The following is a 13,206-nucleotide window of genomic DNA, read 5'->3' on the forward strand; positions in this document are numbered from 1 at the left end:
CCTCGAGTGCCGTCGTCCAGAGCCTGCTGAGCCCCGGGCTCGACACCATCGCGGCCACTGAGCCGCCCCTTGACGGCCGCCGAAGGTAACCGTCCCCCGGCCTTCGGCGGCTCGGCTCTCTCCGCGGCTCGCAACATGATGTTCATACACGTCGACTGGTCGCGGGCTTCTGTTCGAACCTTCTTCGTCGGCGATCGCGGCCAGGCGGCAGCAAGCCCTTCAGAACTGTTTGACCAGCGGTTAGATTTCGCCATCCGCGGGAGGGCAAGGCCCTCAGCCGCACCTGACGCACTGCCGGGCGAGCACCTCGCCCGGCCACGTATGCGCTGGTCAGTGCGCGAAATTTCAAAGTAACCGGGCACTCCGTGAAATCGGCGATCGAGCCGGTAGCTTTGATCCTCGGACGACTGCCCTGTACATCGGCATGATGGGGCAGCACGACTGAGGGGGAACGTGTTTTCACATGTCGTCAATGGGAGTGCGCGTCGCAGCCGGTGACCGCGAGCGCATACAGATGTTCGTTGAAGATGTATTCAAACCGCTCCGCCGCGCGGAACAACGCCGTTGGGCCCGTGAGTACCTGTGGGGCCTGATTCACTCACCCGGCAGGAAGACACCGCGACGCATGGCCCAGGCGGGGTTGTTACCCGCCGGAGCAGCTCACGGTCTGCACCAGTTCATCAATGGCAGCCCCTGGAGCTGGGAGCCAGTGCGCCGCGGGCTCGCCCAAACGGTTGCGGCGAGCAGGCCGACGTACGCGTGGACCGTCGCCGATCTCCTCATCCCCAAGCAGGGTGAGCATTCGGTCGGGGTGCATCGTCGCCTGGACGCCGCGACCGGACGCACGATCAACTGCCAGCGCGGCATCGGGCTCTTCCTGGCCACGGGCAGCCAGTGCTTTCCGGTCGACTGGAGCCTCGTGCTCGACGGGGCGTGGGACTGGGACGACCTGCGGAGACGCCGCGCGCGTATACCGGAGGCGGAGACCAGGCGCCCCGTGGGGGCGTTCGTCCTCGACTTCGTCGCCGGTGTTGCCGCCGCACATCCTCAGTTGCCCGATGCGCCCTGGGTTCTCGACCTTACGCGGTGCGACGACGCGAGCGGCGTCATGGCCAGGTTTGCCCGCCGGGAGCTCGACTTCGTGTGCGAGGTCGATCCGGGGCAGATCGTGCTCGTAGGACGCCGTTCCCCCACGGTGATCACCGTCGGGGAACTGATGGAGGAACCGCATGCCCGGCAGCCGCATGTGGCGATGCGTCAGTCCGAGCACGGCAGCTCGAAGGCGGGACGGGTCAATGTGTACACGGGGACGGTACGCCTGTCGCAGCGAGGTGTCGGCAAGGACGGCGTTTCGCGTACCTACCACGTCCTGGAACGGCCCTCCGTCAAAGGCGGGCAGCCCGCCAGGTACTGGATCACCAGCCTGATGAACCGGGGCGTGGATGACGTCCTGGCGCTGGCCCGAAGTCAGGCCGCCGCCCGCGCGGCTGTCGCCACACTGCGGGAGGGATTCGGCGTGCTCGACTTCGAGGGCCGCTCCTACCCCGGCTGGCACCACCACATGACCATGGCCTCGGCAGCGTACGCCTACCAGCACCTGTACGGGGAACGCGTCGAAGCCGCGAGCTGGGCAGACGCCGGAGCGAAAGGCCTGGGCGCGTGAAGAAAGTGCTGGTCGCCGAGCCGGACGCCGCCGCGGCCGAGACCACCGCGGGCTATCTGCGGCGGCAGGGGTACGCCGCCCACACCGTCGACAGAGGGGCACACATACTGCGCACGTACCACGACGCCGATCTGGTGCTGCTCTCACTGGATCTGCCCGACATCGACGGATTGCAGGTGTGTCGCACGTTGCGGGCTGAAAGCGACATCCCGCTGATTGCCTGCACGCAACGTGACAACGAACTGGAGCGGGTCCTCGCGCTCAAGGCAGGAGCAGACGACTGCGTGGTGAGGACGTGGGGGCCGCGGGAGATAGGAGCGCGGATCGAAGCGGTGCTGCGGCGTACCCGGCCGCAGTCCGTCGGAGCGGACAGCATCTCGCTCCGGCCGTTGCACATAGATCCGCGGACGCGGGAAGTGCGCCTGCGCGATCGAGTCGTCGAAGTGACGGCCACGGAATTCGAGCTGCTCTACACTCTGGCCGCGAAACCGGAATCTGTCGTCTCCCGGAAAGAGCTCATGGCAAAGATCTGGGGGAGCAATTGGGTGCGTACCAGCCGCACCATTGACACGCACGTGAGCAGCCTGCGGGCGAAACTCGGCTCCAGCCGATGGATCATCACGGTGCGCGGGGTCGGCTATCGCATGGGGTACGTCGAGCAGATGCCCGAGGCGTCGGCGGGCTAAACCCCACCGCCCGCCGTCGAGGGCCCGGGTACGCGCGAGCGGAGAGCGCTGCCCGGGGCCCGGACGCGCGTCACCTCTCTGATGATCCCCGTGCCCGTGAGCAGCAGCGGTGTCGTCCATGAGAACGACGCCGTCGACTCCGATGCCGAGGTGGGGGAATTCCTGGCACTGCCGTGAGTTCTTGACACTTCTTGACGGTTCCGAGGGAGCCCTGACTTGGTGAAACCTGCCCTTTTCGAGTGCGCGACGGAAGGTATGAGCAGTTCCGTCGCATCCGATCCACATCAGTATGCATCCGATATTCGAAGGAGTCGGGGAAACATGGCAGCAGGAGTCAGTGGCACGACACTGCCGAATCGCGATGTGAGCGGCGCATGACGAAGCAGATCCACCTCGCCGCTCAGCTGCCGAGCATCCACAACGTCACGGTCTGGTCGGACCCGCGCTCCAGGAGTCAGATTGCCATCGGCTCCTTCGTACAGCTTGCGCAGACGGCGGAGCGCGGAAAGTTCGACTTCTTCTTCCTCGCCGAAGGACTGCGGCTCCGCGAGCACAAGGGCCACATCTACGATTTGGACGTGGTGGGCCGCCCGGAGAACTTGACGATGCTCAGCGCGGTGGCCGCCGTCACGACGCATCTCGGGGTCGCCGCCACCGTCAACGCCACGTTCAACGAGCCGTACGACGTGGCGCGTCGGCTCGCAACCCTCGACCACCTCAGCGGCGGGCGTGCCGCCTGGAACGTGGTGACCAGCTATGACGCCTTCACGGGTGCGAACTTCCGCCGCGGCGGCTTCCTCGCCGAGGCCGACCGCTATACTCGCGCCGCCGAGTTCCTGGCCACGACACGTGAGCTGTGGGACAGCTGGGCCGACCAGGACCTACGCGCCGACACGGTGTCCGGGCAGTTCGTCCGCTCCGGGGCCGGTGGGTTCGCCCACCATGGACGGCACTTCGACATCTCGGGACACTTCACGACCCCGCGCAGCCCGCAGGGGCACCCCGTGATCATCCAGGCCGGGGAGTCCGACGCGGGCCGCGAGTTCGCGGCATCGGACGCCGAGGTCGTCTTCAGCAAGTACAACCGCCTCGACGAGGCCCGCGCCTTCTACCAGGACGTCAAGAGCCGTCTCGCCCGGCACGGCCGCTCACCGGCGGACCTGCGGATCATGCCCACCGCCACCGTTGTCGTCTCCGACACGGACGAAGAGGCCGCGGCGTACGCCGACGAGATCACCCGGGCCCAGGTGAGCCCGCAGACCGCGATCGCCCACCTGGAGGCCGTCTGGGGCCGTGACCTGTCCGCGTACGACCCGGACGGGCCGCTGCCCGACATCGACCCGGAACCTGAGTCGCTGGTCCTGAAAGGGCACTCCGTGTTCCGTAAGGGCCGTGCCGAGACCGCCCGGCGATGGCGCGCCATCGCCGAGGCACGCGGGCTGAGCATCCGCGAGCGGGTCATCGAGGTCAGCGGCGGGCAGACCTTCGTCGGCAGCCCGCGCACCGTCGCCGACGCCATGGACCACTTCGTGCAGACCGACGGCGCAGACGGCTTCGTCCTCGCTTCCCATCTGACGCCCGGTGGCCTGGACGACTTTGTCGACCGGGTGGTGCCACTGCTGCAGGAGAAGGGCGTCCTCCGTCGGGACTACGCGGGGACGACACTGCGGCACCACCTGGGTCTGCGACGCCCGCCGTGCACGGAGCGCACATCCGGGAACCCGAGGGAGGAATCGTGAGCAACAACCCGCTGCACCTCGCTGTCGCTCTCAACGGTGTCGGCTGGCATCCCGCAGCCTGGCGGTCCCATGGCGCCTGCCCCGGCGCCCTTTTCACCCCGGCGTACTGGGCGGACCTGGTCGCGGAAGCCGAACGCGGCCTCCTCGACTTCGTCACCTTCGAGGATGCCCCCGGCCTGCAGTCAGCCGCGCCGCACCGTCCCGACGACCGGACCGACCAGGTCAGGGGCAGCCTGGATGCGCTGCTGCTCGCGGCCCACCTCGCTCCGCTCACCACGCACATCGGCCTGGTCCCCACGGTCAATGTCACCCACACCGAGCCGTTCCACCTCGCCGTGGGCATCGCCACCCTCGACCATGCCAGCGAGGGCCGCGCGGGCTGGCGCCCGCAGATCTCCCCACGCGCCGCCGACGCCGCCCACTTCGGCCGCCGCTCGACACCGCAGTTGACCGACGACGACATACGTGACCCGGAAATGATCGCCAAGCGGCTGCGCCCGCTGTTCGCGGAGGCCACCGACGTGGTGGAGGTGGCACGACGGCTGTGGGACAGTTGGGAGGACGACGCGGAGATACGGGACACGGCCACGGGTCGCTTCATCGACCGCGACAAGCTGCATCACATCGACTTCGAGGGCGCGTACTTCAACGTCAAGGGCCCTTCGATCACGCCGCGCCCGCCGCAGGGACAGCCGTTGGTGGCGAGCCTCGCTCACGCCTCGACGCCGTACGAGTTCGCGGCGCGCGGCTGCGACGTCGTCTTCATCACGCCATTCGATCGCACGGGCGCCAAGGCGATACTCGCGCGGGTGGACGAGGCCGTTGACCGGGTGGGCAGGGACGTACGGGCCAGCCCGCTCCGCAGGTTCGCGGACGTGGTCGTCTTCCTGGACGACGAGCCCGGCGCCGCTGTTCGCCGCAAGGAGCGCCTGGATGCTCTGGACGGCACCGAATTCACCTCGGACGCCGTGATCTTCACGGGCAGCCCCGGCGAGCTGGCCGACCTGCTGCTCGACTGGCGTACCACCGGGCTCGACGGCTTCCGGTTGCGCCCCGGCGCGGTGCCGCACGACCTCACCGCCATCACCCGGCGGCTGGTGCCCGAACTGCGGCAGCGCGGCGCCTTCCGCACGGCGTACGACACCGAGACACTCCGCGGCCTGCTGGGCCTGCCGCGTCCCCGCAACAGGTATGCACAGGAGGATTGATCACGGCACGTAACGGGATGCGGTTCCGACTGTTGGCCGTCCGGGCTCACAGCTCGTTCGGGGTGCCCAGGCTCGCGAGTACATCCGGATGCAGGCGGCCGAGTTGTTCGCCCTTGGACACGACAGTGCCGCGGTAGCTGGGCAGTTATGTGTCAGCGTCCGGTCGGTACAGCGATGGCACCAGGCATGGGAACACGGCGGAGGTCAGCCTTGGAGTCGAAGGAACGCCCGGCTGAAGGCGTTCATCGACACCCACGACTGAGTCGGCACCGACGTAGGCTGCCCGGGAGAGACCTCCAGCGGATGCCAACGGCAGCGGTTTATGCGTTCTGCCTTCCCAATGCCTTTGTGGGGCGGCCTTGTGCGCAGGCTGCGCGCAGCCGGCCTCGTTCCGCACGTGCCGCGTCAGGGACGGGCCCCCTGCCGAGTCGACTGGCAGGGGGCGCTGTCCGGCCGACGTGCCTCCCGAGCTTGCCTACCGGAGTCAAGCGTGCCCGGCCCGGCGGTGTTGCCGGGCGCGGGGCGCCGGAGCGGATGGTGTCGTGGCGGAGGGCGTCAGGAACCGGCTGTGTGCCCTTCGGTGGAACCGGTCTGCCGGTAGCGGCAGGCGCCACTGTTGTTGGCTGCCCGGCATGCGTCGTCGATGGGCTCCTGCCTGCGCAGGTGGCGCTGATACGCGGCGCGCGTTCCGCAGGGCGCCGGCTCCCTGGGGCGGCCGGGTTCGCGATCTGTTGCATTGGTGTCGGGCGGGGGCTGCTGCTGCCTTTTCCGCTCGTGCTCGAGGGCGTGTCGCTGTGCGCCGGTGAGGGCGGCGATGATGCCCCTGCGGTCGCGCTTGGGCAGGCCTTCCTCGCGTCGCAGTACGGCGGCCCGGCAGTCGTCGAGCACCGGGCAGTCGGTGCAGATCGCCATGGCCCTGCCCCGGGTCCTGCGGGAGAACCACAGCTCGCTGTCCTCGTCCCGGCAGGCGGCGCTCAGCTCCCATGCCCTGGTGGTCAGGTCCGCTGCGTCGGATGAGGCCGGGCCTGTTGAGGGGCGCGTGTACCGCTGTGATCCGGGTGCGTTCGGCAGCCTCATCGGGCCCGGCCGATCTGGGAGTTGGCCGACGCGGGTGGATCCGCGGACGGCGCCGCGTTGCGGACTGGAGATAGGGGGCCGACGAGCGTCGCGACGTTCGCGAGCGAGCACCGTTCCGGTCGGGCGCCCAGCGACATCAACGGCATTCCGTCGTGCGCGCGGTATCCCTGGAAGTGCCAGATGTCGCCGTGGGCGTCGCGCTGGGGCAGTGCCAGGTCGTACACGTTCCGGCCGAGCCGGAACGGGCGCGTCACGGATCCGGTCGCCGCCCTGTGTCGCGCGACGGGAACCTCGTAGGCCATCACCGACAGCCGGGCCCCGCCCTGGTGACCCTCCCCGGTGACGGCATACGGCGTGGGGTGCTGGCCGTCGTCCGTGATCTGGAAGTACGCGCGCCACCGCGCCCACTGGGCCGGGTCCGTGACGTGAAGCACGATGCGCACTCTGTCCCCCTCGGCGTGAACGCCCTGGAAGTCCGGGTGGCGTCCGATCCGCCGCTCGATGGCCGAGGCGACATGTGCAGCCCGCCGGCACACGGCGTCCCAGGCAAGCGCCTGACGCTCCAGCTCCGTCGCGGCCACGATGTGGGCCGGGTTCCCGGTCACGCGGCCACCGTCACAACCGTGGAGCGCAGCCTCTGCATGGCGCGGAACGTGAGTGTCCTGACCGCGGCGACGGTCCGGCCCATCTCATGGGCCGTTTCCTCGGTCGACAGCCCGTAGATGAAACGCAGCTCCACACAGTGCCGCTGATAGGGGTTGAGTGTGCGCAGGGCGGTGCGGACCGCCTCGTTGGCCTCGATCGCCTCCAGCTCCCGCAGGGCGGTGGATTCGACGCTCCGGTCGCCTGCCCCCGCGTCCTGGAATTCGGCGACCAACGTCTCCAGCCGGGTACGACTGTGTCGTGCGTCGTCGAGGTGCAGGTTCCTGGCGATGGTGAGCAGCCAGGCGGCGAACTCCGAGCCCTGCCATGCGAAGCTGTCAATGCGGCGCAGCGCACGGATGAAGACTTCCTGGGCGAGATCCTCGGCCAAGTGCCGGTTCTGTGTGCGGAAGAAGAGATAGCGGTATACGAGCCGGTGATGTTCGCAGTACAGGGCGGCGAACGCCTCGCGATCACCGGCGCGGGCCCGCGTGACTAACGCGGGTTCCGGGCCTCCCGGCGGGCCCATCGGGCAGTTGGCCTGTTCGGGCACGGCATGAACTCCTTTGGCCTCATGGAGTGGTGAACGGTGGATGCGTCCGGCCGTCATCACTCATCTTCAATATTCATGTAGATGTAGATTATGCCGATGCAGGGCATTGCTGTCTGCATTCGCTGCGGCATCTTCATTCTTCATGTAGATGTAGATTGCGTCAAGGGGGAGAGGTGGGTGCACGGCGCGCGCAGGGATGCTCTGCCCCAGCAACGGGAGGCAGGTCCTTGATCTGCAATCTACTTGCGCATGTAGATGCCGATGGCCGATCCTCTGACGTGTGACCAGCCACCAGAACCACCCCGGTGAACCCCGGCCCGGCGATGACGGCGTCCGCGAGGGTGAGGACCTGGCGGCTCTGCTCGAACGCCTGCTGGCGAAGGCCTCGGGGAAGACCCAGAAGGACTTGGCCTCGGAAGCCGGCATCTCGTACCCGACACTCAACGCGTGGATGAACCGCACCCGCGGAACCTCCCGCGTCGAGCCGGAGAAGCTTCGGGCCATGGTCGAGGTGTTCCGTCGCTGGGGCTTGAAGACCACACCACGAGAGTTCTTCGAGGCCGTCGGCCGGCCCGTGCCCGGTCCCAGCAGGGACGAGCGGGAGGCCAAGCTGCTGAGGCTCTACCGGCAGCTTCCGGAGGCCCGTCAGCGCGCGCTGATCCAGGACGCAGAAGCGATGCTCCAGGTCAGCCGGATGACCTGACGCTGACGGGGTTTCCCGGAAATCGAGGGTGTCCCCACTCCTGAAGCAGCGGTCGTCAAGCGTCACTCAACACGCCAAACACCCCTACGTTATAAGTAGGCTGTACCATCAGTCACCCGCTGACCTCCCGGAGCGGATCACTTCATGACGTCGTGCATCCCTGGGGAGATTCCTGTGTGCATCCGCATTGCTGTCGCCGACGATCTGCCGGAGATCACCGTCTGGGATCCGGACGAAGTCAGTATTCTCGTCGCCAGAGACACCCAAGTGCACGCAGTGATCAGAGAGTTGCACGCCACACTGACGATCGACCTGGGCGCCCCGGACTCACCGGGCGGCGCCCTGCTCTGCTTTTGCGGCACCCCCGTGGAACTACCGCCCGAACTCGCCCCCTTGGCCGTCGACGCCGCTGAGGCGGGCTGACACCGACGCGGACAGGGAAGCGCTCGCGCGGAGTACCAGGCCAACTGTGTCCTCATAGAGGCCGACAACGGCGCCGGCTGCCCTTGTGGTCTGTCGGCAGAGGCCGATCGCGCAGTGCCACGCCGTCGCATGTCACAGGAGTCTGGGCACTGCCAAGCATCACAGTCCTCGACCTGGTCGGTTCCTGCCACAGCTTCGTGGCCACTCTGGGCCGGCTGGTCCCGCAGTTGCGCGGGCAGGAGTTCACCGAGGACGAGCGCGAGGCCGTCCGCCGCCACGTCGGCCGGGTCCGCGCGGCTGCGGACTGGGTCGAAGGCGCCCTCGACAACGGCGAGTTCACCCTGGACGAGCAGCTGATCCAGCTCCTCAAGGGCGAGTAGGCGATGCCGCGGCGCCGGGAGGCGCGGCCGCTGGCACGCTCGATCCGCACCTGGCCCGCTACCCCAACGACGATGGGCCCAACTTGCCACCGCACAACTCACCGGCGTCCGCGCCACCCTCGCCGAGCTCTCCCAATAGCCCCCGGCCACCCCGTCTGCCGAGCCCGCCATGCCCGCTGCTTCCCGTCGCCGCCGCTACCCGTCCGACACCTCCGCTGCCGAGTGGGGCCCTGCTGGAACCTCTCCTGCCAGTCCCGGCCTGCCAGACCAAGACGGGCGGGCACCCGGAGAAGTGGCCGCGCGGGAGAACTTCGACGGCATCCGCTACATCGTCGACAACGGCGCGAAGTGGCGCGCTCTGCCTGCGGATTTCCCCCCGTTTCTGTGGAGTCTGTTTTGTCAAGATACTGCGTGTTCGAGCAGTTTCAGCGTCCACTCTCGCTGCTCGTCGGTGTCCGGGACGGACAGTTCCCGGGCATGTTCGAGGCTGTTCCATGCGGTGTCGGGGTCTACACCGTTGAGGATGAGAAGGGAAGCGGCCAAAAGGGAGGCGCGTCCGATGCCGGCGCGGCAGTGGGTGACGACGTGGGCACCTGCGCGGAGCTGTCCGGCGAGGTCGCGCAATATGTACGGCTTGGCGACTCGGCGGGCGCGGTGGGCGAACAGGAAGCCGGCGTATTCGTTGGTCTTGCGGTCGAGCATCGGCGGCTTGGGCGGGCCTGACGGCCTGCCATGCCTCGGTGGCCTGGCCCAGGAGCGGTTCGACGGGCTTGGTGAACGCGGTGCCGGTCTTGTGGGTAGGCCCGTCCAGCAGACAGACGGCATCGCGGGGCAAGGACCTCGCCGGAGTCGCCGGGGATGGGCAGTCCGTCGTGCTGCCAGCGGATGCAGCCAACCCGGAACCGGGCAATCTCGTCGCTGCGTTGACCGGCGAAGAGCCAGGTCAGGGTGATGGCCCGGATCAGCTCGACCGGATAGGTGCGGCCGTCCGCGGTCGGGAGATCGCCGGGCTCGACGTTCAGGCCCTGAACTGGGCGCTCATCACCATGATGACCCGGTGCCTCACCCGCAAGAGCCCGCAGACCAGCCAGTGGACGAGGAGAACTCTTGCGTGATCAGAAGCAGCTATCTCGCGTGGCTGAAAAGCGTGGGACCAGTGGCGACGGCTCATCTCTAGGCAAGTGCCCCCGAGTCGAGTACATCAGGGATCATGAAGCATGCGCCTGGATGACTGGCATCTCACCGAAGACATCGACGACTTCCTCGCCCGAGCGGGAGACTTCTTGCGCTCGCGCCCCGCCCTGCACAACACGCCGCTGACGGACATCGAGAAACTGCGAACACGCAGGGCGGAAGTACACGGCGCCGAAGCCGCCGTCTTCGGCCGACTGGAATCACGAGGCGAGGTCGGCCATCTTTTACCGCACTCCGCGCGGCCGCCTGACCCTCACCCCCCTCTCTGCCGGGCAGGCCGACATCCTCGCCGCCAACCTGGCCGGCCTCGGCCACACCCCCTCCGACGTCATCGCGGACCACGACACCGCCACCGCTTTCGCCGAGACATGGCAGCGGCACACGGGCGCAGCGCCGGTGCCCTTCTGGCGGACTCGTCTCTACCGTCTCGGCACGCTCACCCCACCGCAGCCGCGCCCAGAGGGCCGGGGCCGCGTCGCGGGCGAGCAGGACCATGAGCAAGTCGTGCGCCGGTGCCGTGAGTTCTGCGCCGACGTCGGAGAGAATGTCTCCATAGACGCCATTGACGCAGGCTCCTGGGCCGACACACGTTTCGCGGACAAGCACTTCACCTTCTGGGAGACCCCGGACGGCACTCCCGTCTCCATGGCGGGCTCGACGTCGATGGTCGCCGGCATGATCCGGGTGGACCCCGTCTACACGCCGGCCCACCTGCGGGGTCGTGGCTACGCGGGTGCCGTGACGGTCGAGGTGAGCAGGGCCGCGCTGGCCGCAGGCGCGACGGACGTCGTCCTGTTCGCGGACCCGGACAACCCCACCAGTAACGCCCTCTACCAACGCATCGGATACGGCCTGGTCACCGACTTCACCGGGTACAAGCTCTCCCACGACGCACCAAAAGCCGGTTAGGAACGCGACCGACACACAGCGCGCCTGCCACCAGAAAGCTGATCCGCCGACACCGCGCTGCCGGCCACAGCAGGAAGGAAGAAGACCACCTACTGAGTTTCGGGGGAGTCCGGCTGATCAGCCGAGGTGAGGCGATGGGGGAGCTCGTGATCGAAGGGGCCGACTTTCCGTGGCTGCATGGCCGCTTCAAGCCGGGCCCGGTGTTCCCTTCGATAGAGCACTTGGGATTCCTCGGTGCCGTGCTCGCGCCTTGGTGCCCCCGGAGCCGAGCCGGACTTTGAGCCATGCCACGGAGAGGCCGCACGGCTTCGTCGGCGACGCGGGCGCCCGGCCGTCGAGCAGTTGGGCGCGCGGGCAGTCCGATTAATCTTCCGGGCCTCCGGGTGGTCGGCGTTCGTGGAGGTCGCAGCCGGACGTTGACGAGTCCGCGACTAAACGCTGAGGGTGCCAAGAGTCAGCAACACAATGAGGTGGACTGCTGGCGACGCCTCGGTTCATGACGGCCGCCCGCCGAACTGCCAGTTGTGAACCTCGATGTCGGCGTATCGGTCCGGGGTTAGGACGGCGCGTGCCGTGTCCGGGTCCGATGCCCGCACCAGCACCGCCGTACCCAGCCAGGCGGCGCCGTCGTCAGACAGCAGCGGCCCGTGCGCGATCAACTCGTCCTGGTCGGGCGGCACGGCGAGGTCGGCGGCCCGACCCGTGCCGAGGCCGAGCACCAGGTACCGGTTGCCACCGGTGCGGCCGCCTGGGAAATCCCACATTGTGCGCCCCAACGTGTTGCGCCACCGGCGCAGCAGCACGTCGCGGTACACGCCTGCCTGATAGCCAGGCTCGTCGAAGGCGAACGCGCGGGCGGCGGCGGGATCGGGCAGGTCGACGATGTGCACGCTGCCGGTGGGCGCGTCGCCGTCGCTCGTGAGGGTCGGGCCCCGGGCGATGATCTCCTTCGAGTACCGGTCCATGTAGGACCAGTGCTCTTCCAGCAGCTCTTTACGCAGCGCCACTGAGCCGGGCCGATCGCGGTGGTAGCAGAAGAACTCCATGCCCACAGTCTTCATCACCATGCGCAACCCTCTTACAACGGCTCACACAATGAGTTGAGGTGGCGGTGGGTGATGAGACAGCAGGCCGGTTTGAGGAAGGCTTCGGGGATGTCGGCTCGTCGCTCCCAGCGGATTCTGCGGCGTTTGACGCCGTGGAGCCAGGCGAAGGTTCGCTCGACCACCAGCCAGGAGATGTTCGACTTGACCGAGTGCAGGGCGTCGAAGGTGACGACGGTGCCGGTCAGGTCCAGCGGTGCCAGCAGTGGACAGAAGTGTGTGGTTTCGTTCTTCTTCGCGCCGACTTCTACCTGGGCAAGGGTCACGACGGTGCCGTGGGTGACCGCGGAGAGCAGATGTCGGCGCGTCGCGGTGAGACGGGCTGATCCCTTGAGTGCCTTGCCGTCGACAGCGATCACACGCGACGGCCCGAACCCGGAGGGTGACGAACCCTGGGCGGGTTCGGTGGCGGCGCGGTGCCGGTCGGCCAGGTAGGCGCCGACCGCCCGGTCCAGGGCGTCACCGTCAACAGCCCCCAGCACACGGCCGATCGTGGCCGGCGCCGGAGTGCGCCGCCATCTGAGCAGGTGGCGGCGGATCCCGATCGCCGTCAGGAGTGCCGTCGAGGCACGCTGGCCCCACTCGGCGAGTTCGTCGATGCTCCTGGCTCCCGAGACAGCCGCGCAGGCGCACACCAGCAGGATCGCTGTGAGTGAGTACCATCGGCCCGCCGTGCGCGCGGGTCGGGCAGCGAGTCGAAGTAGGGGCGCAGGTCGGCGATCCGGCCGCTGTCCAGCGGGCCCAGTTTCACCAGCACGGCAGGTATGGGAGAGGATGCAGCAGCAGGCACGGGCCACCTCATGATCATCTGGCTTAGACACCACAATGATCACGAAGCCCGTGCCTGCCTTGTTACGCGCCCCAACCGGTCACAACCCGACCAGCCGCACGACCCCGGAACTTGCAATCGCCCTGCAACAGGGCCT

Annotated in this window: 15 protein-coding genes and 4 pseudogenes; 11 read left to right on the top strand and 8 right to left on the bottom strand. The window is 68.1% G+C overall.

The genetic code is table 11. The features are described 5' to 3' along the window. On the bottom strand, positions 1-254 hold a 254-nt coding region (locus ACI2LP_RS32920), incomplete at its 3' end, for a hypothetical protein (protein WP_404728204.1). A gap of 260 nt (positions 255-514) precedes the next feature. Between ACI2LP_RS32920 and ACI2LP_RS32925 the strand changes: the two genes are divergently transcribed. The 5 genes from ACI2LP_RS32925 to ACI2LP_RS32945 all read left to right on the top strand — a co-directional run bounded on the left by ACI2LP_RS32925 (position 515) and on the right by ACI2LP_RS32945 (position 5,558). Further along, positions 515-1,663: a transposase gene (locus ACI2LP_RS32925; RefSeq protein ID WP_404728205.1), complete on the top strand. Its 1,149-nt coding sequence runs from the start codon at positions 515-517 to the stop codon at positions 1,661-1,663. After that, positions 1,660-2,349: a response regulator transcription factor gene (locus ACI2LP_RS32930; protein ID WP_404728206.1), complete on the top strand. Its 690-nt coding sequence runs from the start codon at positions 1,660-1,662 to the stop codon at positions 2,347-2,349. Before ACI2LP_RS32925 ends, ACI2LP_RS32930 begins: the two co-directional genes overlap by 4 nt. A 374-nt stretch (positions 2,350-2,723) precedes the next feature. After that, the gene (locus tag ACI2LP_RS32935) at positions 2,724-4,088 is read left to right on the top strand and encodes an NtaA/DmoA family FMN-dependent monooxygenase (protein WP_404728207.1); all 1,365 of its coding nucleotides are present in this window, start codon (positions 2,724-2,726) and stop codon (positions 4,086-4,088) included. Continuing rightward, positions 4,085-5,296, top strand: a complete 1,212-nt coding sequence (locus tag ACI2LP_RS32940) for an LLM class flavin-dependent oxidoreductase (protein ID WP_404728208.1) — start codon at positions 4,085-4,087, stop codon at positions 5,294-5,296. Before ACI2LP_RS32935 ends, ACI2LP_RS32940 begins: the two co-directional genes overlap by 4 nt. An 82-nt stretch (positions 5,297-5,378) precedes the next feature. Then, positions 5,379-5,558 carry a helix-turn-helix domain-containing protein gene (locus tag ACI2LP_RS32945; protein WP_404728216.1) on the top strand — a complete coding sequence of 60 codons (180 nt, stop codon included), beginning with the start codon at positions 5,379-5,381 and terminating at the stop codon, positions 5,556-5,558. Positions 5,559-5,851: 293 nt separating this feature from the next. Here ACI2LP_RS32945 and ACI2LP_RS32950 read toward each other — a convergent pair whose 3' ends face one another. From ACI2LP_RS32950 to ACI2LP_RS32960, 3 genes are read right to left on the bottom strand one after another with little or no spacing between them, the layout of a single operon-like run. Then, positions 5,852-6,373 carry a WhiB family transcriptional regulator gene (locus ACI2LP_RS32950; protein WP_404728209.1) on the bottom strand — a complete coding sequence of 174 codons (522 nt, stop codon included), beginning with the start codon at positions 6,371-6,373 and terminating at the stop codon, positions 5,852-5,854. Further along, entirely contained in the window at positions 6,370-6,978 is a 609-nt protein-coding gene (locus ACI2LP_RS32955; RefSeq protein ID WP_404728210.1) for a BN159_2729 family protein, read from the bottom strand. The genes ACI2LP_RS32950 and ACI2LP_RS32955 overlap by 4 nt, the downstream gene beginning before the upstream one ends. Then, on the bottom strand, positions 6,975-7,568 hold the full coding sequence (locus ACI2LP_RS32960; protein ID WP_404728211.1) for a sigma-70 family RNA polymerase sigma factor: 594 nt from the start codon (positions 7,566-7,568) through the stop codon (positions 6,975-6,977). Before ACI2LP_RS32960 ends, ACI2LP_RS32955 begins: the two co-directional genes overlap by 4 nt. Before the next feature lie 280 nt (positions 7,569-7,848). Between ACI2LP_RS32960 and ACI2LP_RS32965 the strand changes: the two genes are divergently transcribed. From ACI2LP_RS32965 to ACI2LP_RS32980, 4 genes and pseudogenes are all read left to right on the top strand, one after another. Continuing rightward, positions 7,849-8,271, top strand: a complete 423-nt coding sequence (locus ACI2LP_RS32965) for a helix-turn-helix domain-containing protein (RefSeq protein WP_404728212.1) — start codon at positions 7,849-7,851, stop codon at positions 8,269-8,271. A 174-nt stretch (positions 8,272-8,445) separates the two neighbouring features. Next, positions 8,446-8,694 carry a hypothetical protein gene (locus ACI2LP_RS32970; protein ID WP_404728213.1) on the top strand — a complete coding sequence of 83 codons (249 nt, stop codon included), beginning with the start codon at positions 8,446-8,448 and terminating at the stop codon, positions 8,692-8,694. An 83-nt stretch (positions 8,695-8,777) separates the two neighbouring features. Continuing rightward, positions 8,778-9,074 carry a DUF6192 family protein gene (locus ACI2LP_RS32975; RefSeq protein ID WP_404728214.1) on the top strand — a complete coding sequence of 99 codons (297 nt, stop codon included), beginning with the start codon at positions 8,778-8,780 and terminating at the stop codon, positions 9,072-9,074. Between the two features lie 169 nt (positions 9,075-9,243). Beyond that, positions 9,244-9,456, top strand: a pseudogene (locus tag ACI2LP_RS32980) (transposase); the annotation flags it as partial. Between the two features lie 17 nt (positions 9,457-9,473). On the opposite strand, the gene ACI2LP_RS32985 reads toward ACI2LP_RS32980, so the two are convergent. Continuing rightward, positions 9,474-9,776 (bottom strand): hypothetical protein, encoded by a 303-nt coding sequence (locus tag ACI2LP_RS32985; RefSeq protein WP_404728217.1) that lies wholly within the window; start codon positions 9,774-9,776, stop codon positions 9,474-9,476. Positions 9,777-9,844: 68 nt separating this feature from the next. Between ACI2LP_RS32985 and ACI2LP_RS32990 the strand changes: the two genes are divergently transcribed. Then, positions 9,845-10,189 carry a hypothetical protein gene (locus ACI2LP_RS32990; protein WP_404728218.1) on the top strand — a complete coding sequence of 115 codons (345 nt, stop codon included), beginning with the start codon at positions 9,845-9,847 and terminating at the stop codon, positions 10,187-10,189. A 102-nt stretch (positions 10,190-10,291) separates the two neighbouring features. Then, positions 10,292-11,177 (top strand): annotated as a pseudogene (locus ACI2LP_RS32995) (GNAT family N-acetyltransferase). 494 nt (positions 11,178-11,671) lie between these two features. Here ACI2LP_RS32995 and ACI2LP_RS33000 read toward each other — a convergent pair. The 3 genes and pseudogenes from ACI2LP_RS33000 to ACI2LP_RS33010 form a co-directional block, all read right to left on the bottom strand. Beyond that, complete coding sequence (locus ACI2LP_RS33000; protein ID WP_404728215.1) at positions 11,672-12,223, bottom strand: YciI family protein; 552 nt, start codon at positions 12,221-12,223, stop codon at positions 11,672-11,674. A 32-nt stretch (positions 12,224-12,255) separates the two neighbouring features. Next, a pseudogene (locus tag ACI2LP_RS33005) lies at positions 12,256-12,405 on the bottom strand (IS5/IS1182 family transposase); the annotation flags it as partial. A gap of 69 nt (positions 12,406-12,474) precedes the next feature. Then, positions 12,475-13,113 (bottom strand): annotated as a pseudogene (locus ACI2LP_RS33010) (transposase family protein); the annotation flags it as partial. Between the last annotated feature and the right edge of the window lie 93 nt (positions 13,114-13,206).

It is taken from the genome of Streptomyces sp. NPDC019890 (assembly GCF_044903445.1).
GTDB lineage: Bacteria > Actinomycetota > Actinomycetes > Streptomycetales > Streptomycetaceae > Streptomyces.

Excerpts from the sequence above, each read along its gene's own strand:
- ACI2LP_RS32925 (WP_404728205.1), top strand. The coding sequence starts at position 515 with ATGTTCGTTGAAGATGTATTCAAACCGCTCCGCCGCGCGGAACAACGC.
- ACI2LP_RS32935 (WP_404728207.1), top strand. The coding sequence starts at position 2,724 with ATGACGAAGCAGATCCACCTCGCCGCTCAGCTGCCGAGCATCCACAAC.
- ACI2LP_RS32950 (WP_404728209.1), bottom strand. The coding sequence starts at position 6,373 with ATGAGGCTGCCGAACGCACCCGGATCACAGCGGTACACGCGCCCCTCA.
- ACI2LP_RS32985 (WP_404728217.1), bottom strand. The coding sequence starts at position 9,776 with ATGCTCGACCGCAAGACCAACGAATACGCCGGCTTCCTGTTCGCCCAC.
- ACI2LP_RS33000 (WP_404728215.1), bottom strand. The coding sequence starts at position 12,223 with ATGGAGTTCTTCTGCTACCACCGCGATCGGCCCGGCTCAGTGGCGCTG.